Annotated in this window: 23 protein-coding genes; 5 read left to right on the top strand and 18 right to left on the bottom strand. The window is 68.5% G+C overall.

Features of this window, described 5'->3' with window-relative positions; all coding sequences use genetic code 11:
• Positions 1–52 precede the first annotated feature (52 nt).
• Positions 53–1075, bottom strand: coding sequence for an aquaporin (locus QRM95_RS09840; RefSeq protein WP_285247588.1), 1023 nt, complete (start codon positions 1073–1075; stop codon positions 53–55).
• A gap of 210 nt (positions 1076–1285) precedes the next feature.
• On the opposite strand from QRM95_RS09840, the gene QRM95_RS09835 reads away from it, so the two are divergent.
• Complete coding sequence (locus QRM95_RS09835; RefSeq protein ID WP_285247587.1) at positions 1286–2371, top strand: ADP-ribosylglycohydrolase family protein; 1086 nt, start codon at positions 1286–1288, stop codon at positions 2369–2371.
• On the opposite strand, the gene QRM95_RS09830 is transcribed toward QRM95_RS09835, so the two are convergent.
• Positions 2352–2831, bottom strand: a complete 480-nt coding sequence (locus QRM95_RS09830) for a DUF4395 domain-containing protein (protein ID WP_285247586.1) — start codon at positions 2829–2831, stop codon at positions 2352–2354. The genes QRM95_RS09835 and QRM95_RS09830 overlap by 20 nt on opposite strands.
• A gap of 80 nt (positions 2832–2911) precedes the next feature.
• Complete coding sequence (locus QRM95_RS09825) at positions 2912–3979, bottom strand: 3'-5' exonuclease (protein WP_285247585.1); 1068 nt, start codon at positions 3977–3979, stop codon at positions 2912–2914.
• Positions 3980–4077: 98 nt separating this feature from the next.
• Here QRM95_RS09825 and QRM95_RS09820 point away from each other — a divergent pair, with 98 nt between their 5' ends.
• Positions 4078–4872 (top strand): DedA family protein, encoded by a 795-nt coding sequence (locus QRM95_RS09820; RefSeq protein WP_285247754.1) that lies wholly within the window; start codon positions 4078–4080, stop codon positions 4870–4872.
• Positions 4873–4947: 75 nt separating this feature from the next.
• On the opposite strand, the gene rdgB is transcribed toward QRM95_RS09820, so the two are convergent.
• The 6 genes from rdgB to clpS form a co-directional block, all read right to left on the bottom strand.
• On the bottom strand, positions 4948–5595 hold the full coding sequence (rdgB, locus tag QRM95_RS09815) for an RdgB/HAM1 family non-canonical purine NTP pyrophosphatase (protein WP_285247584.1): 648 nt from the start codon (positions 5593–5595) through the stop codon (positions 4948–4950).
• Positions 5592–6350, bottom strand: coding sequence for a ribonuclease PH (gene rph / locus QRM95_RS09810; RefSeq protein ID WP_026264233.1), 759 nt, complete (start codon positions 6348–6350; stop codon positions 5592–5594). Before rph ends, rdgB begins: the two co-directional genes overlap by 4 nt.
• 29 nt (positions 6351–6379) lie before the next feature.
• Positions 6380–7177 (bottom strand): MBL fold metallo-hydrolase, encoded by a 798-nt coding sequence (locus QRM95_RS09805; RefSeq protein WP_285247583.1) that lies wholly within the window; start codon positions 7175–7177, stop codon positions 6380–6382.
• Positions 7174–8199 carry a glutamate racemase gene (murI, locus tag QRM95_RS09800; RefSeq protein ID WP_285247582.1) on the bottom strand — a complete coding sequence of 342 codons (1026 nt, stop codon included), beginning with the start codon at positions 8197–8199 and terminating at the stop codon, positions 7174–7176. Before murI ends, QRM95_RS09805 begins: the two co-directional genes overlap by 4 nt.
• A gap of 105 nt (positions 8200–8304) precedes the next feature.
• A complete protein-coding gene (locus QRM95_RS09795; RefSeq protein WP_285247581.1) occupies positions 8305–8871 on the bottom strand; it encodes a DUF2017 domain-containing protein in 567 nt (188 codons plus the stop codon).
• A complete protein-coding gene (gene clpS / locus QRM95_RS09790; RefSeq protein ID WP_285247580.1) occupies positions 8864–9247 on the bottom strand; it encodes an ATP-dependent Clp protease adapter ClpS in 384 nt (127 codons plus the stop codon). The genes QRM95_RS09795 and clpS overlap by 8 nt, the downstream gene beginning before the upstream one ends.
• A gap of 90 nt (positions 9248–9337) precedes the next feature.
• Between clpS and QRM95_RS09785 the strand changes: the two genes are divergently transcribed.
• Complete coding sequence (locus tag QRM95_RS09785; protein WP_285247579.1) at positions 9338–10666, top strand: nicotinate phosphoribosyltransferase; 1329 nt, start codon at positions 9338–9340, stop codon at positions 10664–10666.
• Positions 10667–10675: 9 nt separating this feature from the next.
• Positions 10676–11308 (top strand): isochorismatase family protein, encoded by a 633-nt coding sequence (locus tag QRM95_RS09780; protein WP_285247578.1) that lies wholly within the window; start codon positions 10676–10678, stop codon positions 11306–11308.
• 3 nt (positions 11309–11311) lie between these two features.
• On the opposite strand, the gene QRM95_RS09775 is transcribed toward QRM95_RS09780, so the two are convergent.
• The 5 genes from QRM95_RS09775 to QRM95_RS09755 all read right to left on the bottom strand — a co-directional run bounded on the left by QRM95_RS09775 (position 11312) and on the right by QRM95_RS09755 (position 16684).
• Positions 11312–13090, bottom strand: coding sequence for a DEAD/DEAH box helicase (locus QRM95_RS09775; RefSeq protein ID WP_285247577.1), 1779 nt, complete (start codon positions 13088–13090; stop codon positions 11312–11314).
• A complete protein-coding gene (locus QRM95_RS09770) occupies positions 13090–13428 on the bottom strand; it encodes a DUF3039 domain-containing protein (protein WP_285247576.1) in 339 nt (112 codons plus the stop codon). The genes QRM95_RS09775 and QRM95_RS09770 overlap by 1 nt, the downstream gene beginning before the upstream one ends.
• A 108-nt stretch (positions 13429–13536) precedes the next feature.
• A complete protein-coding gene (gene nagB / locus QRM95_RS09765) occupies positions 13537–14316 on the bottom strand; it encodes a glucosamine-6-phosphate deaminase (protein ID WP_285247575.1) in 780 nt (259 codons plus the stop codon).
• A gap of 20 nt (positions 14317–14336) precedes the next feature.
• Complete coding sequence (locus tag QRM95_RS09760) at positions 14337–15908, bottom strand: transporter (RefSeq protein WP_285247574.1); 1572 nt, start codon at positions 15906–15908, stop codon at positions 14337–14339.
• Positions 15890–16684 (bottom strand): ABC transporter ATP-binding protein, encoded by a 795-nt coding sequence (locus tag QRM95_RS09755; protein ID WP_285247573.1) that lies wholly within the window; start codon positions 16682–16684, stop codon positions 15890–15892. Before QRM95_RS09755 ends, QRM95_RS09760 begins: the two co-directional genes overlap by 19 nt.
• A gap of 52 nt (positions 16685–16736) precedes the next feature.
• On the opposite strand from QRM95_RS09755, the gene QRM95_RS09750 reads away from it, so the two are divergent.
• A complete protein-coding gene (locus tag QRM95_RS09750) occupies positions 16737–18614 on the top strand; it encodes a Na+/H+ antiporter (protein ID WP_285247572.1) in 1878 nt (625 codons plus the stop codon).
• 15 nt (positions 18615–18629) lie between these two features.
• On the opposite strand, the gene QRM95_RS09745 is transcribed toward QRM95_RS09750, so the two are convergent.
• Genes QRM95_RS09745 through QRM95_RS09730 form a run of 4 tightly spaced genes read right to left on the bottom strand, consistent with a single transcriptional unit; the run spans position 18630 to position 22727 of the window.
• Positions 18630–18914 (bottom strand): DUF3253 domain-containing protein, encoded by a 285-nt coding sequence (locus QRM95_RS09745; protein WP_285247571.1) that lies wholly within the window; start codon positions 18912–18914, stop codon positions 18630–18632.
• A gap of 15 nt (positions 18915–18929) precedes the next feature.
• On the bottom strand, positions 18930–20027 hold the full coding sequence (locus QRM95_RS09740; protein WP_285247570.1) for an NADH:flavin oxidoreductase/NADH oxidase: 1098 nt from the start codon (positions 20025–20027) through the stop codon (positions 18930–18932).
• Complete coding sequence (locus tag QRM95_RS09735) at positions 20027–21013, bottom strand: tetratricopeptide repeat protein (protein WP_285247569.1); 987 nt, start codon at positions 21011–21013, stop codon at positions 20027–20029. The genes QRM95_RS09740 and QRM95_RS09735 overlap by 1 nt, the downstream gene beginning before the upstream one ends.
• Before the next feature lie 52 nt (positions 21014–21065).
• Complete coding sequence (locus QRM95_RS09730) at positions 21066–22727, bottom strand: DUF8094 domain-containing protein (protein WP_285247753.1); 1662 nt, start codon at positions 22725–22727, stop codon at positions 21066–21068.
• Positions 22728–22958 lie beyond the last annotated feature (231 nt).

Below are 22958 nucleotides of genomic sequence, written 5' to 3'. Positions count from 1 at the left end.
TACGCTATCGGCAGCCACTGACAGTGGCGGAAACCGCCGCGGCCCGGACTGCTCAGGATCGCTTGCCCTCGAAGAACTCCTGGGCCTCGCTGACGTTGCGCGCCCGCTTGTCCGGTGCGGCAGTGCGTGCCGCGGGGAGCTTCGGCTCCGCACCCGGAGCGTCGCCGCCGTCGTCCACCCGGGACTGGACCGGCGACGACCCGGCGCCGGCGTCCCCGGAACCTGTTTCCACGCCCGCGGCGTCCTCGTCGTGGTCGGCATCGTCCGGCGCTTCAGCGCTGTGCATGGCGTCAGCCGTGCCTGAAATCCGGAACACCAGGCCCGCGATGGCGGCGCCGGCCAGCGGGGCCACCAGGAATACCCACACCTGTCCCAGCGCCGCACCGGAGCTGAAGACGGCAGAGGCGAGGGCCCGGGCGGGGTTGAACGGCAGGTTGCCGACGGACTGGCCCACCTGGAGCAGCGCCGCGAAGGACAGGCCCACGGCAACGGCGGCAACCGTCCGGCTGCCGCCGTCCACGCCGGCGTTGTCGCGCAGGGCGCCGTTGTCCCGGCCGGCAGCGCCCAGGAAGATGGCAACGATGATTGCGGTTCCCAGCAATTCCAGCAGCACCACCGCGGCGAGGGGCGCCTGGATAATGGAGTGGTCGCCGAAGCCGGCGGCCACCGTATCGAAGGCGGTCCGGCTGTCTGGAATGCTGGGCAGGGTACGCAGGATGCCGAACAAGGCAAGGGCACCCACCAGGGCACCCACGACCTGGGCGGCGGCGTACGCTGCGGCCGCGCCGGCCCGGATCCGGCCGGCCAGGAGATGGCCCAAGGTGATGGCCGGGTTGAAATGGCCGCCGGAGATATGCCCGAAGGCGAGCATGGCGGCCGTGATGGCGAGGCCGGCAGCCAGGGCGGCGGGTACCGGGCTGGACTGCGGAATGCTGAACAGCGGTGCGCCCAGTCCGGCCACCGCCAGGAAGAGGCTGCCGAATGCCTCGGCTGCCAGGCGGGGCAGCAGGGCCCGGCGTTCGGGCTCCGTGCCGCCGGTCTGCAGTGCGTCGCGGGCTGGGACAGGGGTGCTCATGATGGGACCTTTGCTCGTCGGGTGCTCTCTGGGGTTCCCGAGCCGCCCCGGCCGGCAGGGGCGGCGGGCAGCGCAGGCAACCCGAGCAGTATTCCAGCCCAGTCTGGGCGTTCGCTGGATACCTGCTGTCCGCGGCCGCTCCCCCCGGTCCACCATCGCGGGACGCAGCCCCAACCGTTCGGAGCACGTCCGGACGGTAAATTTGTCTCCATGAGCATCGACCACGGCACGCCCACCCCCACTCCCAAGTCCCGGATCCACGGCTCCCTGTTGGGCGGGGCCCTGGGCGACGCGCTGGGCTACGCCGTGGAGTTCGATTCCATCGACGAGATCCACCGGCGTTTCGGCGCCGGCGGCCTGACTGGCTTTGACGACCTCTCCGGTCCGTGCCATTTCTCCGACGATACGCAATTGACCCTCTACACCGTGGACGGCCTGGTGGAGGCGCTGGAATGGGCCAACTCCGGTGTGGGCGCGGACGTGAATGCGTGCGTCTGGCTGGCCTACCTGCGCTGGCTGGCCACCCAAGGCGCAGACGCCGGGCCCTCCGCGCCGGCTCCCCAGCCCCGCTGGATCGACGGTAATAAGGTGCTGCGGCAGCGGCGCCACCCGGAGCAGGACTGCATCACCGGGCTGGCCACCGGTGAGATGGGAACGTCGGTGCGGCCCGTCAATCCGGACTCGAAAGGTGCCGGCACGGTGATGCGCTCGGCGCCGTTCGGGTTGATCCCGCACATCTCGCCCGAGGCGGCCTATAAGTTGAGTTCCGATGCCGCGTCACTGACCCACGGCCACCCGGCGGCACGCCAAAGTTCCGGTATCTTCAGCCTCCTGATCCACCGGCTGGTCGCCGGTGAAGACCTGCGGGTAGCCGCCGCAGCCGTGACCGCCCACGCGGCCGCCATCCCGCACTTGGCACCCGAACTGCCCCACCGGCTTGAAGCGGCACTGCGGCTCGCTGGCACGGCGGTTGTTCCACCTGTGGAACTGATCCGGGCACTGGGTGAGGGCTGGTTCGCGGAGGAGGCACTCGCCGTCGCGCTCTACGCCGTCCTCGCCACGCTTCCGGCAGGGGGCGCCCCAATGCTGCCGGAACAACACTTCCGGGACGCCATCGCCGTGGCGGTGAACCACAGCGGCGGCAGCGACACCGCCGGGTCCCTGGCGGGCAACATCCTGGGCGCCTGGTACGGGGAGGACTGCCTGCCCGCCCCATGGCTCCGTGCCTTGGAAGGCCTGGAGGTAATCCGGGGGATGGCGGATCAGCTGGTTAGGGTCACGACCGGCGAAGGCTGATGTTGTTGCAGGCCTCGCAGACGTCCTCGGGGATCACTCCGCGGCGCTGCAGGAAGCCGAAAATCGTGCAGCCCAGGCAGAATCCGGCAAAAGCTTCAAGCGATGCCGCCACCACCAGGATCCCCAGCAGCAACCACGCTGCCAAGCCCAGGCCGGAGACGAACAACAGCAGGGCTGCCGTGGAGACGGCGGCGCCGATGCCTTGCGCAAAGCGCTTTGGCGGCCCGGGGACGAGCTTCACCTTTCCCAGCCGCGGGGTGATGACCTTCACGGAGAGGACCGCCAACGGTGAGATCCGCGGGCCGAAGAGCAGCCGCAGCCAGAACCCGACGGCGATGGCCAGCAGGCCCCACACGGAACCTGTCACGGCGGTGACCACCGCGAGCAGGACCACCAGGGCAGCCGTCGTGCGGGCCGCATACTCGTTGACCGGATTGGGGAAAGCGAACAAGGAACTCATCACGCAAGGCTAGGAGGGTAGCGCCCGGCGGCCAAGATTTGTTGCGCCGGATGAACCCTGGCGGATACCTCGAGGCCGCCTCAGGCGTTGAGGGCCGGCGCGAAGGCATCCGTTCCGGCGGGTGCGGCGGGGGCGTTCAAGCGGTGCGCAGGGACGGCTGCACTGCCCACCATCTGCAGGAACTCGCCCTCGGACAACACCTCGATGGCCTGCCCCCGATCATGGAGCTCCAGCACACGCCGTGCCTTCCCGGTCAGCCTCCCGGAGCGCAGGTCCGAGGCCACGAACCCATCCCCCACGACCAGGACGGTGGTGCGGCCGGTCACCCGGCTCTCTGTACGGGCACCGTGGTGGGCCGAGCGGAGCTTGGCGTCCGGGCGGCCGATGGACAGCTGCCCGGTGAACACGACGGTCTGGCCGTAGAGCGGGTGGCCGGGCTCGGCGTCGGCGTTCGGTTCGGGGTTGAGCCCTTCTTCGGGCCAGCCGGACTGGAACCGCCGCACCAGCGCCGCGCCGTTGCCGGAGGCGCCGGACATGGCCGCCAGGCTGGGCTTCGATACATCACCGGTGGCGGGATCGAATGCCTGCTGGCGCGGCATGGCCAAACCCAGGGAGAGATACAGTTCGGCGATGCTGTTGGCACCGTTGCGGGCGGCAATGTCGATCAGGATGCCGGCGCAGGCGCGGGCATCCTCCGCGGCGTCGTGGTGGTTCACCAGCGGCACGCCCGCTTCCTCCGCGGCAAAGGGAAGCGAATTGGAGACCAGCGAATAGCAGCGGCGCGACAACATGACCGTGCAGACGTAGTCGTAGGCCGGGCCCGGCAGCCCTGACACTTCCAGCGCCGAGCGGATGACACCCAGGTCGAAGGCCGCGTTGTGCGCGGCCAGTACGTCCTCGCCGATGAACGCCCCGATCTCCGGGAACAGCTCCCCGAACCGCGGCTGCACCGCAACATCGGCAGGAGTGATTCCATGGATACGGACGTTGTGGTGGTCAAAGTGGTCGTAGCCGGCCGGGGGCCGCATCAGCCAGGAGGCCTCCTCGACAATTTTCCCGCCCCTTACCTTCGTCAGGCCCACCGAGCACGGGGAGCCCCGGAAGCCGTTGGCCGTTTCGAAGTCGATCGCCGTAAAATCCAAACCCACGGCCCCCACCTTACCGCCGCCGGCGCCCCCGGGCCGGGAGGGACAGGCCCGGGAGGCGCAGGCCGGTCAAGTACGCTTGAGGGGTGAACTTTCCTGTGATGAACCACCTCGCTGTGTCCATGCTGGGCGGCGCGGGTCCGGTGCAGCCGCCAATGGCCTCCTTCCTGCCCGACTGGCTGAACCCCCAGGTCTTCCTGGCCGATCCGGCGCTCGCCCCGTGGGTGGTCCTGCTGGTCTGCGGCATCGTCTTCGCCGAGACCGGCCTGCTCGTGGGATTCTTCCTCCCCGGCGACTCCATGCTGTTCACCGCCGGCCTGCTGGTCGCCACCGGCACCATCAAGTTCAACATCTGGCTCCTCGCCCTGCTGATCGTGGTCTCGGCCATCATCGGCAACCAGGCGGGCTACCTGATCGGTTCCAAAGCGGGCCCTGCCCTCTTCAACAAGCCCGACTCCAAACTGTTCAAGCGCGAGAACGTCGAAAGCGCGCACGCGTTCTTTGAGAAGCACGGCGGCAAGGCGCTTATCCTTGCCCGGTTCGTTCCCATCATCCGGACGTTTGTCCCCGTGATCGTCGGCGTGGCGCAGATGAGCAAGCGCAAGTTCTTCATCTACAACGTCATTGGGGCCGTGCTCTGGGGTGGCGGCGTGACCCTGCTCGGGTTCCTGCTGGGCGACACCGTTCCGTGGGTCCGGGACAACCTGGACATCATCTTCATCGCCATCGTGCTGGTCTCCGTGGTTCCGATCGGCATTGAACTCCTGCGCGGCATGTCAGCGAAGCGCCAGGCGCAGGCCTACGGCACCGACGCCGTCGACGAATTCATCGAGGAGCACGAACCGGAAGCGGAGCAGAAGACTCCGCGCAAGTTCCCCAGCGGCCGGCAGGATTAGTCCGGCCGTTCAACAGGAAAGGTGCGCACCCCGGCGGGGTGCGCACCTTTTCTGTTGTGCGGCGTGCCGCGTCCTTCAGTCCGCTGCTTCCAGGGCTGCCACGATGGCGGGCAGCAGGGCACGGAAGGCCTTTCCGCGGTGGCTGATGGCGTTCTTTTCGTCGGCGGACAGCTCGGCGCAGCTGCGGTTCTCGCCGGCCGGCTGCAGCACCGGATCGTAGCCGAAGCCGCCGGCACCCCGGGGTTCGCGCAGGAGGACGCCCTCCAGCTGGCCGTACTCCACCACTTCACGGCCCGGCCCGGCGGTGCCGGCGGGCACGGCCAGGGCTGCCGCGCAGACGAATGCCGCGCCGCGGTGCTCATCGGGAACGTCCGAGAGCTGGTTCAGCAGCAGGTCGAGATTGGCGGCGTCGTCGCCGTGCCGTCCGGCCCAGCGGGCGGAGAAGATGCCCGGCGCCCCGCCCATGACGTCCACGGCCAGCCCGGAGTCGTCGGCGATGGCCACCAGGCCGGTGGCCCCGGCCACCGCCCGGGCCTTTAGCAGCGAATTCTCGGCGAAGGTCACGCCGGTTTCGACGACGTCCGGCGCACCTGCCGCCGCCGCATCCAACACCTGGGTGTCGACGTCGAGCCCGGGCACCTGCCCGCGCAGCAGGTCACGGAGTTCGCGCAGTTTCCCGGCGTTGTGCGTGGCGAGCACGAGCCGGGGTGAGGGCGTGCTCACAGGGCGTCCGCCAGGGTTTCCCGCTGGATGGCGGCCAGCTGCGTAGTGCCCAGCAGGGCCAGGTCCAGGAGCTGGTTCAGCTCCTCCCGGTCGAACGGGGCGCCTTCCGCGGTGCCCTGGACCTCGACGAACTTGCCGGAGCCGGTGACCACCACGTTCATGTCGGTTTCGGCCCGCACGTCTTCCACGTACGGCAGGTCCAGCATGGGAACGCCGTCGATAATACCGACCGAGACGGCGGCAATGGTGTCGAGGAGGGGCTGGGCGTTCTTGGCGATCAGCTTGGTGTCGCGGGCGAACCGGATGGCATCCGCCAGCGCTACGTAGGCGCCGGTGATCGCGGCGGTGCGTGTCCCGCCGTCGGCCTGCAGCACGTCGCAGTCCAGCACGATGGTGTTTTCGCCCAGCGCCTTGGTGTCGATGATGGAGCGCAGCGAACGACCGATCAAGCGCGAGATCTCGTGGGTGCGGCCGCCGATCTTGCCCTTGACCGATTCCCGGTCCGAGCGCGTGTTGGTGGCGCGGGGCAGCATGGCGTACTCGGCCGTGACCCAGCCGCGGCCTTCGCCTTTGAGCCAGCGGGGAACGCCGGCAGTCAGGGAGGCCGTGCACAGCACCCGGGTGTTGCCGAACTCGATCAGTGCCGACCCCTCAGCTTGGTTGGACCATCCGCGGGTGATGCTGATGGGCCGGAGCTGGTCGGGGGCACGGCCGTCGGCGCGCACGATGGGCACTGCAGTTGCTTCAGATGTCATGCCTTTAGCTTATCGAGTGCGGCCCGCCGCTAGATCGTGTAGTGCACACCGGCCACGGCAACCGCCACATCGCCGGGAAAAACCGGCCGGGCCTCGGCCATGACAGTGGTGGGTGATGTCCACACCGGAATGTGGGTCAGCAGGAGCCGGCGGGCGCCGGCCACGGCTGCGGTCTCCCCCGCCCGTTTTCCGGTCAGGTGCACGTCCTTGATGCCGTCGTCGCGGCCCTCTTCGAAGGCTGCCTCGCACAGGAACAAGTCGGCGTCCTTGGCGGCTTCCTCAAGCCCGGCGCAGGAGTCGGTGTCGCCGGAATACGTCAGCGTCCGGGTGACAGGGACACCGTCCTTGCCGGGTTCCACCACCTCCACCCGCAGGGCGTAGGCCTCCTCGATGGGGTGGTTGACGGCGAAGGGCGTGACGGTAAACGGCCCAACGGTCACGGGTTCGCGTTCGGTCCAGTTGCTGAAGTCGAATTCCTCATGCATGCCGGGATCCGGGTCCAAGCCGTAGGCGGTGGCCATCCGGTTGGCCGTCGCGGCCGGGCCCCACACCGGGATGCGGCCACGGCCCCAGCCGCCGGGCTTCCAGCGGATGGCGACGTGCAGCCCGCACAGGTCCATGCAGTGGTCCGGGTGCAGGTGGGTAAGGAAGATGGCGTCAATGTCCTCCAGGTCGGTGTACCGCTGGATGGCGCCCAGCGCACCGCTGCCGAGGTCCATCACCACCTTCCAGGTGCGGTCGCCGTCGGTGGCGGTCAGCAGGTAGCACGACGCCGGGGAGCCGGGCCCGGGGAAGGAGCCCGTGCACCCCACGATGGTCAGCTTCACGGGCGGGGTCCTCCGGCTCGGCCGGCGTCGGCGAGTCCGCCCACGAAATTGGAGATCCGGGGGCGTCCGCGCGCGGCCTGGGCGGCGGCGATCATTTCCGGCGTGATGCGGGCGAGGCTTCCGGTGGGGTACTGCGCGGCGACGTGGTCCACGTGCCGGACGGAGAGGACCTCGGGGCCCAGGAACCTCCGGGCGAGCGCCTCGAACTGGCCGGCATCGCCGGTGGCCACGAAGTGGTGCTCGGGCGGGGTGCCGGACGGGCGCTGCAGGTTGTGGGTGGCCAGCGCGCGGTACACGTCTTTGGCCGTCTCTTCGGCACTGGAAACGAGGGTGACGTCCGCGCCCATCACAAAGGAGATGACGCCGGTCAGCAACGGGTAATGCGTGCAGCCCAGGACCACTGTGTCCACCCCGGCGGCCTTCAGGGGTGCCAGGTATTCCTCTGCGACGGCCAGCAGCGCCGGCCCGGTGGTGATGCCGGCCTCGACATAGCTGACGAATTCGGGGCAGGCCACGGACGTGATGTCCAGGTCCGGGGCGGCGGCGAAGGTGTCCTCGTACGCGCGCGAGCCCACCGTGGCTGAGGTGCCGATCACGCCGATTTTCCCGCTGCGGGTGGCGGCGACGGCGCGCCGCACGGCAGGCTGGATGACCTCGATGACGGGGATGCCGTATTTGGCGGTGTACCGCTCGCGGGCGTCCCGAAGGACCGCGGCCGACGCCGAGTTGCAGGCGATGGTGAGCAGCTTGACACCGGAGTCCACCAGTTCGTCCATCACGCCCAGGGCGTTGGCGCGCACCTCGGCGATGGGCAGCGGACCGTACGGCCCGTGGGCGGTATCGCCGACGTAGAGGATTGATTCGTTGGGCAGCTGGTCAATGATGGAGCGGGCCACGGTGAGGCCGCCGACACCGGAGTCGAAGACGCCGATGGGCCGGGTTTCCGGTGCGGCGGCCGGGAGGTCGCCGTCGCCGGCAGGCTGCGCATCCAACGTCGGGTCCGTGCTCGAGGCTGTTGTCATGATTATTCGAGGATAGGTCTTCCCGGAAGGCTCAGCCATCATCTTGTGTCCAGCGACTCATGTCGAATGTGTCACAACCAACGGCCTCCCCCTGGCCGCCGCAGCTCACCGGCGGGATTCCAGGGACTGCAGCATGGCCTGGACCACGGACTCTTGAAGCCAGGTGGTGAAGTTGTAAACCAGCGCCAGATAGCTTTCCACATCCTCGGCCTGGGACCAGTCCTGCATGCGGTGGACGTGTTCGGCGTCGGCCTCGTCGCGGATGTCCAGACGCTCTGCCAGGACGAGCCGGACGTCATTGAGCGCCATGGACCAGTACTTGGCCCCCTCCGGCGTCAGGACGATCTCGTCCTTGTCCAAGTCCAACGCCGCCGCACGGAGCGCGCCGATCTTGGTTTCCCGCAGCGAACGCTCCGTGAGCTGGCGGAACTCCAGGGACGCAGCGTCGTCGTTCTTGGAGATGTTGGGCAGGAGCCGCTTGACCGCGCGGTCCGTAGGTTCGGCAACGTCCATGTCCAGGCCGATGAGGGCAGCCAGCGGATCCTGTCCGTCGCGTTCCTCCGGCTGGAGCATGGAGATGACGTCATCGATCAGGCTGCGCAGCAGGTCCCGCTCGGCAGGTTCCAGGAACCCGGTGATGCCCTTGAGGCCGTATTTGAATGCCTTAGCCACGCTTCCCCTTACCCTGGCCCGGACCGCCGGACTTCCCGGCTTTGCCGCCATGGCCGCCGCTGGCCTTTTCCACCGTGGCCCACAGCCCGAACCCGTGCATGGCCACCGCGTGGCGTTCCACCTGTTCCTTGCTGCCTGCCGCGACGATCGAGCGGCCCTTCTTGTGGACCTCCATCATGAGCTTGTTGGCTTTGGTCTCGGAGTAGCCGAAGTAGCTTTGGAAGACGTAGCTCACATAGCTCATGAGATTGACGGGATCGTTCCAGATCACCAGGTTCCAGGGGATGTCCGGAGCGGTGAGGGAGTCGGTGGACTCCGCTGTTCCGGTCCGGATGCCCTCCCGTGTATCGGGGCCGGGCGCAACGCTTATGGTCATCTGTCCATTCTAGGGTGGGCCCACACCGGCGAGGGCCCCACGGCGAAGCGAAGCGAGACGAGGGAGCCGGTGGGGACTAGAGTGACTTTCGTGAGCACCTCCGCCGGCTGGGACCATCCCCGCACGTCCTTTTACACCGACCATTACGAGCTGACCATGCTGCAGGCGTCCCTCCATTCGGGGGCGGCGCACCGCAAATCGGTGTTCGAGGCCTTCGCCCGGCGGCTGCCGGACGGCCGGCGCTACGGAATTGTGGCGGGTACCGGACGCCTGTTGGAGGGCATCGCAAGCTTCCGGTTCGGCGAGGCCGAGCTGGACTTCCTGGAACGTACCCGGGTGGTCAACCAGGAGACGCTGGAGTACCTGGCCAACTACAGGTTCTCCGGGGACATCTGGGGCTACGCGGAGGGCGAAGCCTACTTCCCCAACTCCCCCATCCTTATCGTCGAGGCCTCCTTCGCCGAGGCCTGCATGCTCGAGACATACCTGCTCTCCGTCCTGAACCACGACAGCGCCATTGCCTCCGCAGCGTCCCGGATGGTCAGCGCCGCCGGCGGCCGGCCGTGCATTGAAATGGGTTCGCGCCGGACGCACGAGGAAGCTGCGGCGTCCGCCGCGCGGGCTGCGGTGATCGCCGGCTTTGACAGCACCTCCAACCTGGAAGCGGGCGCGCGCTACGGTATCCGGACGGTGGGTACGGCCGCGCACTCGTTCACGCTGCTGCATGACACCGAGCGGGCGGCTTTCGAGGCCCAGATCGCGTCGCTGGGCGAAGGCACGTCCCTGTTGGTGGACACGTACGACGTCGAGACGGCGGTCCGCACGGCCGTGGACCTGGCAGGGCCCCGGCTGGGCGCGGTCCGGCTGGACTCCGGCGACCTCGTGGCCCAGGCGCAGTGGGTGCGCCGGCTGCTCGACGACCTCGGCAACGAGCACACGAAGATCGTGGTCACGTCGGACCTTGATGAGTACGCCATCGCTGCGCTGCAGTCGGCTCCCGTTGATTCCTACGGAGTGGGGACCTCACTGGTCACCGGCTCCGGGGCTCCCACGGCCAGCATGGTCTACAAGCTGGTCAGCCGGACGGACGACGCCGGAAACTTCGTCTCTGTGGCCAAGGCGGCCAAGAACAAGGCCAGCGTGGGCGGCCGGAAGTATGCCTTGCGGAAACTGGACGAGCGCGGCACCGCCACGGCCGAGGTTGTGGGTGTGGGCCACCGGCCGGAGGATGACGGCAACGACCGGCCGCTGCTGCAGCAGTTCATGAAGAACGGCGAACTGCTGCCGGGCTGGACCGGGCACGAAGGCGTGGTCCGCGCACGGCAGCGGCACGCCGATTCGATGGCGGAGTTGCCCCCGGTGGTAAACCGCCTTCAGCGGGGCGAGCCCGCCATTCCCACGCTCTATGAAGACCACTGAGGAGGACTGATGTCCCGCGCACTGATCATCGTCGATGTCCAGAACGATTTCTGCGAGGGCGGCTCGCTCGCCGTGGACGGCGGTGCGGCCGTGGCCGGCGCCATCAGCGAGTACCTGGACGCCCACCACAGCGAATTCGACTTCGTGGTGGCCACCCAGGACTGGCACATCGATCCGGGCAGCCATTTCTCCGAGGCACCCGATTTCATTGACAGCTGGCCACGGCACTGCGTGGCCGGAACCCGCGGCGCCGAGCTGCACCCGGACCTGGACACCGAGTACATCGACGCGTATTTCCGGAAGGGCCAGTTCGCAGCTGCGTATTCAGGGTTCGAGGGCCTGTTGGCTCCCGAGGACGCCGTTCCCACCGGGGAGCGCCAGGCCGGCTCAATGGCAGGGTCCGTGGTCGCGTCGGGAGTGGACGAGGACGCGATCGGGCTCGATGACTGGCTGCAGAGCCATGACGTCGAGGACGTAGTGGTGGTGGGCATCGCCACCGACTACTGCGTGAAGGCCACCTCGCTGGACGCGGTCCAGGCTGGCTACGGCGTCACCGTGGTGCGGTCCCTGACGGCAGGGATTGCCGACGACCTCGAAGACGCCGTAGCTGAAATGGAACTGGGCGGCGTGGATATCGCCTGAGCCCTACTTACGGCCGATGAACCAGTCTTGGAGCTTCCTGAGCCTGGACTGCAGCTGTTCCTCGTTGGCCTGTGCCACCGGGGGCCCGCCGCACACGGTGCGCAGCTTGGTATGGACCACGCCATGCGGGGTGCCCGTCCGGGCCGCCCACGCTGCCACGTTCTTGGCCAGCTCGTTGCGCAGGTCCATCAGCATCCGGTGGTCAGGGACGGCGGGAACCTGGCTTTCGGCGGCCGGGGCCTTCCGGTTTTTCCGGTTCAGTTGTTCGTGCTGGCGCTGGCGCAGCAGCGTCCCAACCTGCTCCGCGTCCAGCAGGCCCGGGATCCCCAGGAAGTCCATTTCGTCGTCGGACCCTACCTCGCCGCCGGTGCCGAACTCGCCGCCGTCAAAGAGGACCCGGTCGAAGGAGGCCTGCGAGTCGAGTGCCTCGAACTTGCCCTTGGTGAGGCTGTCGGAGGCCTTTTCTTCCCGGTTGGCCTCCTCCATCAGCGAGTCTTCGGGGTTGAAGAGTCCGTCGCCGTCCTCTTTCTCCGGCCGGTCCAGCGCGTGGTCGCGTTCCATTTCCATGGAGTTGGCCAGCGCCATCAACTGCGGCACGGACGGCAGGAAGACCGACGCCGTTTCGCCCCTTTTGCGGGCACGCACGAAACGCCCCACGGCCTGGGCAAAGAACAGTGGGGTGGAGGTGGACGTTGCGTAGACGCCCACGGAGAGCCGGGGCACGTCCACGCCTTCGGATACCATGCGGACCGCGACCATCCAGCGCTTCTCGCCGGCGGAGAATTCCTCGATCTTGCTGGAGGCCTTGGCATCGTCCGACAGGATGACGGTGGGCGATTCACCGGTGATCCTCTTCAGCTGCCCGGCGTAGGCCCGCGCATCTTCATGGTCCGTGGCGATGACCAGTCCGCCGGCGTCCGGTACGGTGCGCCGGACTTCGCTGAGCCGCTTGTCCGCACCGGCCAGGACAGCGGGGATCCACTCCCCCGCAGGATTCAGCGCGGTTCGCCAGGCGTGGCTGGTGATGTCCTTGGTGACGGCCGCCTCCCCGAGCGAGGCAGCCATCTCTTCGCCCGCGCTGGTGCGCCAGCGCATCTGCCCGGAGTAGGCCATGAACATCACCGGCCGGACCACGTGGTCCCGCAGGGCGTTGCCGTAACCATAGGTGTAATCCGCCTTGGAGCGGCGGATGCCTTCCCGGTCCTCCGCATACTCCACGAACGGGATGGGCGAGGTGTCCGAACGGAAGGGTGTTCCGGTCAGGGACAGCCGCCGCACCGCCGGATCGAACGCCTCGCGAAGGCCATCGCCCCAGGACAGGGCTTCGCCGCCGTGATGGATCTCGTCGAGGATCACCAGCGTCCGGGCGGCCTCGGTCTTGGCGCGGTGCAGCATGGGTTTGCTGGCCACCTGCGCATACGTGACCGCGACACCGATGAATCCGCGGCCGTGCTGGCCGTCGGAGTTCTTGAAGTTGGGATCGATGGCGATGCCCACCTTGGCGGCGGCGTCAGCCCACTGCCGCTTCAGGTGGTCGGTGGGCGCCACGATGGTCACCCGGTTCACGGCACCGGAATCGATCAGCGTCGAGGCAATCCGCAGCGCGAAGGTGGTCTTACCGGCTCCGGGGGTTGCCACCGCAAGGAAGTCGCGGGGACTTTTCGCCAGGTAGAGGTCGAGTGCCTCCTGTTGCCAGGCACGGAGTTTGGGCGCGGTTCCCCAGGCTGCGCGTTCCGGATAAGCCGGAGGCAGGGTGGGGCCGCCAAAGAGCGTCTCCGTCACTACTTGTTGTTGCCCGAGTCGCCCGGACCCTTCCCGCCGTCGTTGCCCGGCCGGAGGCCTTCGTAGACTTCCTTGCACTCAGGGCACACCGGGAATTTCTGCGGGTCCCGGCCCGGCGTCCAGACTTTGCCGCACAGCGCGATGACGGGCTCTCCCGTCATGGCGGACTCCATGATCTTTTCCTTGCGCACATAGTGGGCAAAGCGCTCCCGGTCGCCCGGTTCTACCTCTTGGCGCACTTCCTCGCGCTCAATGGTGGCTGTGGACGTTCCAGCCCCGGAAAGCTCGCGCATCGGGTCGTTTTCGAGAGGGTCCGTCATGCTAGTCATGGCATCCATCTTAGCCTTTCCGGTGGCCGGGCGTTCGACGGCGGCACGCCCGCGCCGGGGTCCGGCACCGGCCGCCGTCGTCCCTTTCAGGCACGCAAAGGATGGCAAAGCAAGCCTCTACAGCCCCTGCCAGCCGGGCTTGTTCTCATAGGTGTGGCGGTAGAAATCCGCAAGTTTCAGGGCGGACGCCGCGGCCTCGTCCAGAAGGACCGTGGCATGCGGGTGGAACTGCAGGATGGAGGCCGGGCAGATGGCCGCTACCGGGCCTTCCACGAAGTCGCGGACGGCTTTGGCCTTTTGCGCGCCAGTGGCGAGGAGGATCACATGCCGCGCTGCCATGATGGTGCCAAGGCCCTGGGTCAGTACGTGGTGCGGGACCTCGGCAAGGCTGGTGAAGAACCTGGCGTTGTCCCGGCGTGTCTGTTCGATCAGGCTTTTGATCCTGGTTCGTGAGGCAAAGGACGAGCCCGGTTCGTTGAAACCGATATGGCCGTCCGTCCCCACTCCCAGCAGCTGCAGGTCCACGCCACCGGCCCCGGCGATGGCCTGCTCATACGCGGCGCACGCTGCCGGGATGTCCGCAGCGGTTCCGTCCGGTCCGTGGACGTTCTCCGGCGCGATGTTCACCCGGTTGGTGAATTCCCGGCGGATCACCTCCCGGTACGACTCAGGGTGGCCGGCGGGCAGGCCCACGTACTCGTCAAGCGCGAACCCGGAAGTCCTGCTGAAGTCCAGGCCCTGCTGGTGCCGGGCAGCGAGTTCGTCATAGACGGGCAGCGGTGAGGATCCCGTGGCGAGGCCAAGCACCGCATCCGGTTTGCGCCGGACCAGTTTTTCGATGGCGTCGGCCGCGAGCCTTCCGGCTTGCCTGCCGCTGCCGAGGATGACGACTTCCATGCTCTTTCCTCCCGGGTTTGTCAGCGGTTGATGGAAACCTGCGCCAGGAGTTCCGGTCCCCTGGCGTCAAGCCATTTGCCGCCCAGGCGGACACCGGCCACGAACAGGACCAGGCCCAGGATGAGGCCGACGGCCAGGTTGATCCACCCGAACAGGGCCCTGCCCGTCACGGCCTGTGCCACCAGCAGGGCTGCCTCGGGGAGCACCAGGACCATAAGGACCAGCATTCCCACAAACTGCACGGCGAGGGTCTGGCCGACGTTCCCGGGCGGTTTCTTGAACGGGCTGTCGCCGGGCAGCGGAACCGTGACTGTGTACCGGGCAGATACCACCGAAGACAAGCCGAGGCCGCTGAAGAGGATCCCCAGGCTGAGCCCCAGCTGGCCGGGCAGCGCAGCCCAGTCGCGGGTCAGCGCCGCAGCCCCCACCGCGAACACCAGGACCACCGGCAGGGCGAATGCCAGGCACGCAAGGGACCGGCCCAGCCGGTCCGCCACGCCGCGGACCCCGGTGGCCACGTGCAGGGCGAACGCGGTGTTGTCATAGGACACGTCGGCAGAGATGGACCAGGCAAGGATGAACGCCGAGACCGGGGCAAGGAAGGCCAGTCCCCCGTAGTGGCCTGTCTGCGCACCCTGGAACAGCATGATCACGGGAAGCAGTGGGATCACCACGAGGGAACCGGAATACCGCGGGTCCCGGAGCCAGTAGGTGAGGGACCTAGCCATCACAGCCCCTGCCGGGGTGGGCGGAAGGACCCCGAGCAGCCCAAGGCGGCCGCCTTTCCGTTTACCGGCACCGGCGTAGGGCGGGGTGACGAGGGCCCTCTCCAGCAGCAGCTTCCAGCACCAGGCCAGGCCGGCCAGGACCGCCAACGACACCAGCAGCTTCACGGCAGCCGCGCCCGGCCGGCCGGCAGCGACATCACCGCCCAGCGCCCACGGCGCGCCCAGCGGGGTCCAGGACAGGGTCCCGGCGAAATCCGGCAGGAATCCCGTGGAGGCAGACACCCCGCGGCCTACGGCCGCCACGATAGGCCCGAGCAGGACCAGGGGAACCATGAAGGCGATGGCGCTGATGTCCTTGAACCGCCTGGACGCGGTGAGGCTCGCAGTGGCGGTGGTGACAACCTTTGCCAGCACGATGCACGTCATGATTCCCAGGCACGCGCCCACGAGGGCCGCGAGCGCCGGCAGGACACCGCGGGACCAGGTGGCTACCGTGGCCAGGGCGACCAGGGTGGTGGCAACGCCCGGGATGCCGATCAAGCCGCCAAGGGCAAGGCCTGCCAGCAGCTGCTTCATGGGAATGGCGAAGGTCGTGAAGCGTGCCGGATCCAAGGTCATGTCCGTGGCGGAGGCCACCACCGGGATGACGCCCCAGCCGAGCACGGCGGCGGAACCGCCCAGCACCACCGCCGTGTGGGCGGTTGCGGTGCCGGCGTTCCGCAGCAGGACCAGGGCGATGACGAGCATGGCCACCAAGCCCAGCGCGTAGAGCCCTGCGATGGCCATACCCACCAGCTGCCAGGGGCTGCGGCGCAGTCCGTTTCGCAGCAGCGTGAGCTTGAGCCTCAGAAGGTGCGCAACCATTCGAGCCCTTCCGTGTGGCTGTGACCGCCCACGAGCTGGACGAACCGGTCCTCCAGGGAAGCGCCGGCCCGGACCTCGTCCACCGTCCCTGCGGACAGGACCCGGCCGCGGGCAACCACGGCCACGTGGTCGCACATGCGCTGCACCAGGTCCATCACGTGGCTGGAGACGATGACGGTGCCCCCGGAAGCCACGTACCGGTCCAGGATGGAGCGGATGTTCGCGGCGGAGACCGGGTCCACTGCTTCGAAGGGTTCGTCCAGGACCAGGACCCGCGGGGCGTGGATCATGGCGGAGGCAAGGGCGATCTTCTTGGTCATGCCGGCGGAATAGTCCACCACCAACGTCCCGGCGTCCTGGGTCAGGTCCATTGCCGCGAGGAGATCCGCCACCCGGGCCGCCACCACGGCCTTGTCCATGCCGCGCAGCAACCCGGCGTAGGTAATGAGCTGTTCGCCGGTGAGCCGGTCGAAGAGGCGGACACCGTCGGGCAGGATTCCCATCAACCGCTTTGCCTCCAGCGGATGCTGCCAGACATCCACCCCGTGGACCACGGCGGTACCAAAGTCAGGGCGCAACAGCCCCGTGGCCATGGACAAGGTAGTGGTTTTGCCCGCACCGTTCGGACCCACAATGCCGAAGAATGAGCCGGCCGGAACCTCCAGGCTGATGCCGTCCACCGCGATCTTTCCGCCGAACCTCTTGGCCAGCCCGCGGATGGACAGGGCCGGGATGGGCCCGGAATTCGACACCTGGTCAGGGAACGGAGCAGTCATGGTGCCAGCCTAGCCCGCGGAGGGGCGCTGCGCGGGGTGCGAGACTATCGTCATGGACATTGCGCTGGGCCTGCTGGTGATCGTTGCTGTGGTGTGCGCCGGCAGCGCCATCGGCCGCAGATTCAATATCCCCGTGCCGCTGCTGCTGGTCCTGGCCGGCGTGGCGGGCTCGTTCCTGCCTTTCATTCCGCCCGTTGAGCTGAATCCCGAACTGGTGCTGGTGGGCCTGCTGCCGCCACTGCTGTATGCGGCGGCGTTCCGGACATCGCTGTTCGACTTCAAGTCGAACCGCCGGTCCATTGGCCTCCTGTCCGTGGGCTACGTCATTTTCGGCACCCTGGCCGTCGGGATGGTGGTGTGGTTGCTGTTCCCGGAAATCCCGCCGGCCGCCGCCATAGCGCTGGGCGCAGTGGTGGCACCCCCGGACGCGGTGGCGGCCACCGCCATCGCCCGGAAGGTGGGCATGCCCCGGCGGATCGTCAACATCCTCGAGGGCGAATCGCTGCTCAACGACGCCACCGCACTGGTCTGCCTCCGGGCCGCCGTCGCGGCCATTGCCGGCTCCGTCTCAGCCCTGGACGTGGCCGGAGGCTTCGTGCTGGCCGCCGGCGGCGGACTGGTGGTGGGCCTCGCCGCCGCGTACCTCCTCACCGAAATCCGGAAACGGATCAGCAACGTCGCCATCAACACCTCGGCGTCCCTGATGGCTCCGTTCGTCGCGTTCCTCCCTGCCGAAGCCATCCACGCGTCAGGGGTGCTCGCCGTCGTCGTCACCGGCCTGGTCATGGGCACCAAGGCGCCCTCGATGCCCAACGGTGCAGCCCGGCAAAGTGCCCGGAGCAACTGGGACACCGTGCAGTTCCTCCTGGAGAATGCGGTGTTCCTGCTGATCGGCCTGCAGGTACGGACCATTATCGACAGCGTCCAGGACGACTCCCTCGGTGCCGGCCGCGTGTGGCTCGGCTGTGCCGTGATCCTGCTGGCCGTCCTGGTGCTGCGCCCGGTTTGGGTCTTCCCCGCCACCTACCTTCCGCGCATGATCCCCTCGGTGCGGCGGACTGACCCGGCTCCGCCCTGGCAATTTCCGGCCATCGTGTCCTGGGCGGGCATGCGGGGTGTGGTCACGCTGGCCGCCGTCCTGACGCTGCCCGATGACCTGGAGCACCGCAATGTGCTGGTCCTGGCAGCCATGGTGGTGGTGGCCGGCACCCTGGTGCTGCAGGGATTCACGCTGCCGGCTCTGGTCCGGTCCCTGGGACTGCCCGGACCGGACAGGCGGGAAGATGCCTTGAACCAGGCCTCACTGATGCAGCTGACCACCGCCGCGGGAATGGAGCGCCTGGACCAGCTGCGGCGCGAGAGCGATCCCCCGGAAGTCATGGACATGCTGCGGCGCCGGACGCAGGAGCGGGGCCTGGCCGCCTGGGAACGCCTGGGCCGGCCAGGGGCGGAGTCCACCACGCCCAGCCAGCGCTACGCCCAGCTGCGGATGGCCATGCTGGAAGCCGAACGGGACAAGGTCCTGGAGCTGCGCCGCGGCGGCGACTTCGCCCATGAAGTCCTCAGCGAAGTCCTCGAACGGCTGGACATAGAGGAGTCCATGCTGGACGCTTCCCTCAACGAACTCGATTCCGCCACGGACGCCGGCGGCGGCGAGGGATTGGCCCAACCCGGGGGCGTCTGCGACCACCTGACGGCGGCCATGCTGTCCCCGGTCCCCGACAACCCTGCCTGTGCGGGTTGTGGACGGGAGGGGACCACACCGGTGCACCTGCGCATGTGCCTGGCCTGCGGCCAGGTGGGCTGCTGCGACTCGTCCGCCGGACGGCACGCCAGCCGGCACTTCAAGGAGACCGGGCACCCCGTCATGCGGAGCATCGAACCCGGCGAACAGTGGCGCTGGTGCTATGTGGATGACCTGCTGGGCTGACCCGCACCGGACCGTTTACGCTTGCCGGGCCCTGCGGATGCGGACAGGGCCCTTGGCCGCCGCCGGATCCACCACGGCACCGCCTTGGGTGACCTCCACCTCGCCCGCTTCCACCAGCCGTCGCGCGGCCTGGCGCGCAGCCTCCATCAGTCCCCGCCAGTCCGCCCCGCCAACTGCGCGGGCGGCATCGGACGGGCAGATGCTGGACGTCGCGGCGCGTGACGCGAGCAGCTCAAGGATGCCGGCTTCGAGCGCGCGGTCAACGGAGGACAGGCCGTGGTCCGGCTGCCGGTTGTCCATGGGCTCAGGCGGCCATCAGAAGGAACGCCGCGGCACAGCCCGCTCGTACTGCGGCGGCCAGGTGATGTCGTAGCCGAGTTCGAAGGCTGCGCGCAGCCACCAGTGCGGGTCGCGGAGGGCCGCCCGGGCGATGAAGACCCCGTCTGCCTGTCCGGTGGCAATGGCGTGCTCCGCTTGGCCCGGGGTGGTCAGGAGTCCCACCGCCCCCGTGGCCACCTGCGCCTCCTGCCGGATGGCTGCGGAGAATCCTGTCTGGTAGCCCAGGCCCGGTTTGATCTGCTGGTCCGCCACCGCCCCGCCGCTGGAGACATCCACCAGGTCCACGCCATGGCCGGCGGCCTCTCGGGCCAGGCGGACCGAAGCGGCCAGGTCCACCCCGCCGGGCGCCCAGTCGGTGGCCGAGATCCGGAGCAGCAAGGGCATGGAATCCGGAATGACGGCACGGACGGCATCGACCACCGCCAGGGTCAGCCGGTTCCGGCCGGCTTCGTCACCGCCCCACTCGTCGCCGCGCTGGTTGATCAGCGGGCTCTGGAACTGGTGCAGGAGGTAGCCGTGCGCGGCGTGGATCTCCACGGTGTCAAAGCCTGCCTCCACGGCGCGGACCGCCGCGGCGGCGAAGTCGGAAATGACACCGCGGATGTGCTCCACGGTCATGGCCGCAGGGGCGGCGTACCCTTCGAAGGCGGTTTCGGAGGGGCCAAAGGTCGGCCATCCGCCTGCCGACGCCGGGACACTGCCCTGCTTGCCGGAGAACGGCCAATAGGTGGACGCCTTCCGGCCGGCGTGGGCCAGCTGGACGCCGATCTTGGCATCGGCGGCCCCGTTCCGGTGGACGAACGACGTGATCCGCTGCCAGGCTCCGGCCTGCTCATCGTTGTACAGCCCGGCGTCGCGGGGACTGATCCGGCCCTCGGCGTTGACGGCTGCCGCTTCGGTGAGGATCAGCGCCGCGCCGCCCGTGGCAAACGCCCCCAGGTGCACCAGGTGCCAGTCGTTCGGAAACCCCGGGGCGTCGTCGGGATCGCAGCTGTACTGGCACATGGGCGAAACCCAGCCCCGGTGCTGCAGCTCGAGCGACCTCAAGGCCAGCGGCTGGAACAGGGCAGGCACTAGAACAGCACCCGTGCGAGTGACTGGCGCGCCTTGGCGACGCGCTCGTCTCCGGCGCCAACGACGTCGAACAGTTCCAGCAGCCGGACGCGGACTGTTTCCCGCTCGGGACCAAAGTTCCTGCCGATGAACGCCACCAGGCGGTTCAGGGCATCCTCCACGTGGCCGCCTGCCACGTCCAGGTCCGCCACCGCCAGCTGCGCGTCAAGGTTGTCCGGCTCGTTCGCCGCCCGGGCGCGGAGGGCCTCGCTGTCCTGGGCGGACAGCGGCTGCAGCCGGTCCATCAGTTCTACCTGCGCCAGCCCGGCTTTCGCCTCGTGGTCCGAGGGCATTTCCCGCAAAGCCTGGCGGTAGGCCTCCGCGGCGGCGGCGTAGTCGCCGGCTTCGATGGCATCGAAGGCGGCCTGGTGCAGCGGCGGAAGCGGCGCGGGTTCCTGCTCTCCGGCCGGACCGCCGTCGAGGCTCCCGGTCACGCCGTTGGCTGCCGCCACCTTGAGGAGTTCATCGAACAGGCCGCGCACCTGCTGTTCGTCCGCGGCGCCCTGGAAGAGCGGCACCGGCTGCCCCTTGAGGACGGCGACGGCGGTGGGGACGGCCTGCACCTGGAAGGCCTGGGCAAGCTGCGGGAAGGCTTCGATGTCCGCGGCGCCCAAGACCAGGCGGCCCCCGAAAGAGGCAACCACGCGCTCGAGGGTCTCCAGCATCCTGCCGGACTCCGGCGAGTAGGAAGCCCACAGGGCAAACACCACCGGAACCTGGGCGGAGAGTTCAACGAGCTGCTGGAAGTTCGCTTCGGTGACGTTGACCCTGAGCTCCGGGCCGCCTTCCGTTGCCTCCTGGCCACGCGCCGGGCCTGAGCCGGCTGCGGGGCCGGACGGTGCAGCGGGAGCTGCGGGCCGCTTCAGCGAGGAAAGGTCGACGGCGCCGCGCAGGTTAAGCAGGCTGGCAGCGGCAGGAGGGACAGGGCGGGAAGCTGGCGAACTCATGATTCCCACTCTAGCCACTCCGGCCGCTGCCGGTGGCAATACGTTCAGGGGCCTACTTGAAGCTGGCCCCCACCAGGCCGCGGGTGGCGGCAACGAGCTTCATCGGGTCGGTCGATCCTGCCGGCGGCACGTAGACGGCCATGGATTCGGCGAAGCTCAAGACCATGCCGGTGCTGGTTTCCTTGCCGCCGGCAAGGGCCGCCGCGTCGTCGCCGATGCTGAGCTTGTCACCGGCAGCCTTGGGGGTTCCCTCGAAGCCGAAGTTGATGCGGCCCAGGACGAGTGCCCCGCCGTCGGATGTACGGAAAACGACTGTGCTTTCCGGCACCACCTTGTGGGTGAAGGAGAAGTTGCCGTTCTCGCCGGCCTTCACCACCTCTGCCTGGTAGGACAGGGTGTCGGCGATGTACGGCGAGGATGAACCCTCCACCAGCTTGTCCTTGAACGGCGAGTCCGCTGAGGTGAGCCTGTCGGCCAGGCCGGACATGGCTTCCTCGCCGCTGTAGAGCAGCCCGGACTTGTCCGAGGCCGCCAGGGTCTGCGTGCCGCTGCGGCCGATGGTGGGGAACGTGGTGCCCGGCTGGAGGGGGGTGGTCTCCATCAGCTTGTAGTTCTCGCGCGGGGACTGCTGGACCAGCGTCAGGATTTGCGGTACCACGTTGCCGTCGCCCTGGGTCACGGCGAGCACCTGCCGCGGCCAGTCGCGGCCGCTGGTGATCACGGTGGTCAGCAGCTTGGTGGAGCGGACAGGCATGCGGGGCTCGTAGGAGCCGACCTGGGATCGGATCTTGTAGTTCTGGGTCCGGATTTCCAGCTCGGGTCCGGCCACGCGGTCGGCAAGCTTCGCCGCATCCTTGGCGGCGTCCCCGGCGTCGGTGGCGCTTGAGACCTGCTCCAGGATGCGCCGGAACTGGGCTTCGAGGAGGACCGGTGAACCGGCGCCGTCCTTGGCCGCTGGTGACGACGCACTGCCCGACGGCTGCGGGCTGGGGCTTGCCGCCTGCGCTGCGGTGCCGGATCCCGCCAGGACCACCGCCGCCACACCCGCGGCCACCATGGTGGCCTTGGTGGGAGACTGCGCCTGCGAACGGGCGCGGGCCCGCCGGGCGTAGCCGCTGCCGCCGCCGTCGCGGCCCTCGCCGTCCTTGGTCCGTGCGGACACCAAGGCCAGCACGACGCCGCCCACCATCAGCAGTCCGCCGATGACCATCAGCGGAACGGCCCACGGGGTGGACGTGTCGTTCGGGAAGGTCATGGACACCGATGCGGGGGCCGCCTTGGTGCCGTCGGAGGCCAGCAGGAGGCTCCAGTCGCCGTCAGCCGGCGGAGTCCAGGTGTAGTCCAGTTGGCCGCTGGCATTCTCGTTGGATGCCCAGAGGTCCGAGCCCGCCGGGTTGGGCGCCGTGGCGTCGCCGTCGGCATGCTCAACCTGCAGGGACTTTCCGTCCTCGGATACCCCGTTGATGGTGTTGTGGGCGGTCTTGCCGACCCACGCGTTGACGTCGTCGGGCCGGCCCGTTGCCAGCATGAAGTTGCCGTCGCCCTGGACCGAGATCTTGACGGTTCCGCCGTGCAGGGTGCGCAGCTTCTGGTCAATGACAGTCAGTGGGGCCGCAGCGGCGTCGGCCGGCAGGGACGCGGTGAACGTCTCGGATGGAGCCCAGATGGTTCTCTGGCCGATGCCGGCCAAAAGTGTCAGGAGGCCGAGCAGCACAAGTGCGGCTGCAGTCTTTAAACGCAAGGGAAACACCTATCATCAGCGGGGGTTTACCTTCAATAGTAACCTTTTTGTTACCAGGGGCCCCGAATCCGTGGTCCAAGCCGGCAGTCCCGGGGTCCGCCGGCGGCGCCTTCGGCTGTTGCTGACAAGCCTGCTGATAGTGTTTGCGATGATCATCACACCGGCCCGCGAAGGCGGTGCCACACACGGAACAGGCCCCAAAAA

Source organism: Pseudarthrobacter sp. efr-133-R2A-89 (assembly GCF_030209315.1).
GTDB lineage: Bacteria > Actinomycetota > Actinomycetes > Actinomycetales > Micrococcaceae > Arthrobacter.
Note: the sequence above shows the minus strand (reverse complement) of the source record. Positions and strands in the feature narration are given on the sequence as shown.

Excerpts from the sequence above, each read along its gene's own strand:
- QRM95_RS09840 (WP_285247588.1), bottom strand. The coding sequence starts at position 1,075 with ATGAGCACCCCTGTCCCAGCCCGCGACGCACTGCAGACCGGCGGCACG.
- QRM95_RS09835 (WP_285247587.1), top strand. The coding sequence starts at position 1,286 with ATGAGCATCGACCACGGCACGCCCACCCCCACTCCCAAGTCCCGGATC.
- QRM95_RS09830 (WP_285247586.1), bottom strand. The coding sequence starts at position 2,831 with ATGAGTTCCTTGTTCGCTTTCCCCAATCCGGTCAACGAGTATGCGGCC.
- QRM95_RS09820 (WP_285247754.1), top strand. The coding sequence starts at position 4,078 with ATGAACCACCTCGCTGTGTCCATGCTGGGCGGCGCGGGTCCGGTGCAG.
- rph (WP_026264233.1), bottom strand. The coding sequence starts at position 6,350 with ATGACATCTGAAGCAACTGCAGTGCCCATCGTGCGCGCCGACGGCCGT.
- murI (WP_285247582.1), bottom strand. The coding sequence starts at position 8,199 with ATGACAACAGCCTCGAGCACGGACCCGACGTTGGATGCGCAGCCTGCC.
- clpS (WP_285247580.1), bottom strand. The coding sequence starts at position 9,247 with ATGACCATAAGCGTTGCGCCCGGCCCCGATACACGGGAGGGCATCCGG.
- QRM95_RS09780 (WP_285247578.1), top strand. The coding sequence starts at position 10,676 with ATGTCCCGCGCACTGATCATCGTCGATGTCCAGAACGATTTCTGCGAG.
- QRM95_RS09770 (WP_285247576.1), bottom strand. The coding sequence starts at position 13,428 with ATGGATGCCATGACTAGCATGACGGACCCTCTCGAAAACGACCCGATG.
- nagB (WP_285247575.1), bottom strand. The coding sequence starts at position 14,316 with ATGGAAGTCGTCATCCTCGGCAGCGGCAGGCAAGCCGGAAGGCTCGCG.
- QRM95_RS09760 (WP_285247574.1), bottom strand. The coding sequence starts at position 15,908 with ATGGTTGCGCACCTTCTGAGGCTCAAGCTCACGCTGCTGCGAAACGGA.
- QRM95_RS09755 (WP_285247573.1), bottom strand. The coding sequence starts at position 16,684 with ATGACTGCTCCGTTCCCTGACCAGGTGTCGAATTCCGGGCCCATCCCG.
- QRM95_RS09750 (WP_285247572.1), top strand. The coding sequence starts at position 16,737 with ATGGACATTGCGCTGGGCCTGCTGGTGATCGTTGCTGTGGTGTGCGCC.
- QRM95_RS09745 (WP_285247571.1), bottom strand. The coding sequence starts at position 18,914 with ATGGACAACCGGCAGCCGGACCACGGCCTGTCCTCCGTTGACCGCGCG.
- QRM95_RS09735 (WP_285247569.1), bottom strand. The coding sequence starts at position 21,013 with ATGAGTTCGCCAGCTTCCCGCCCTGTCCCTCCTGCCGCTGCCAGCCTG.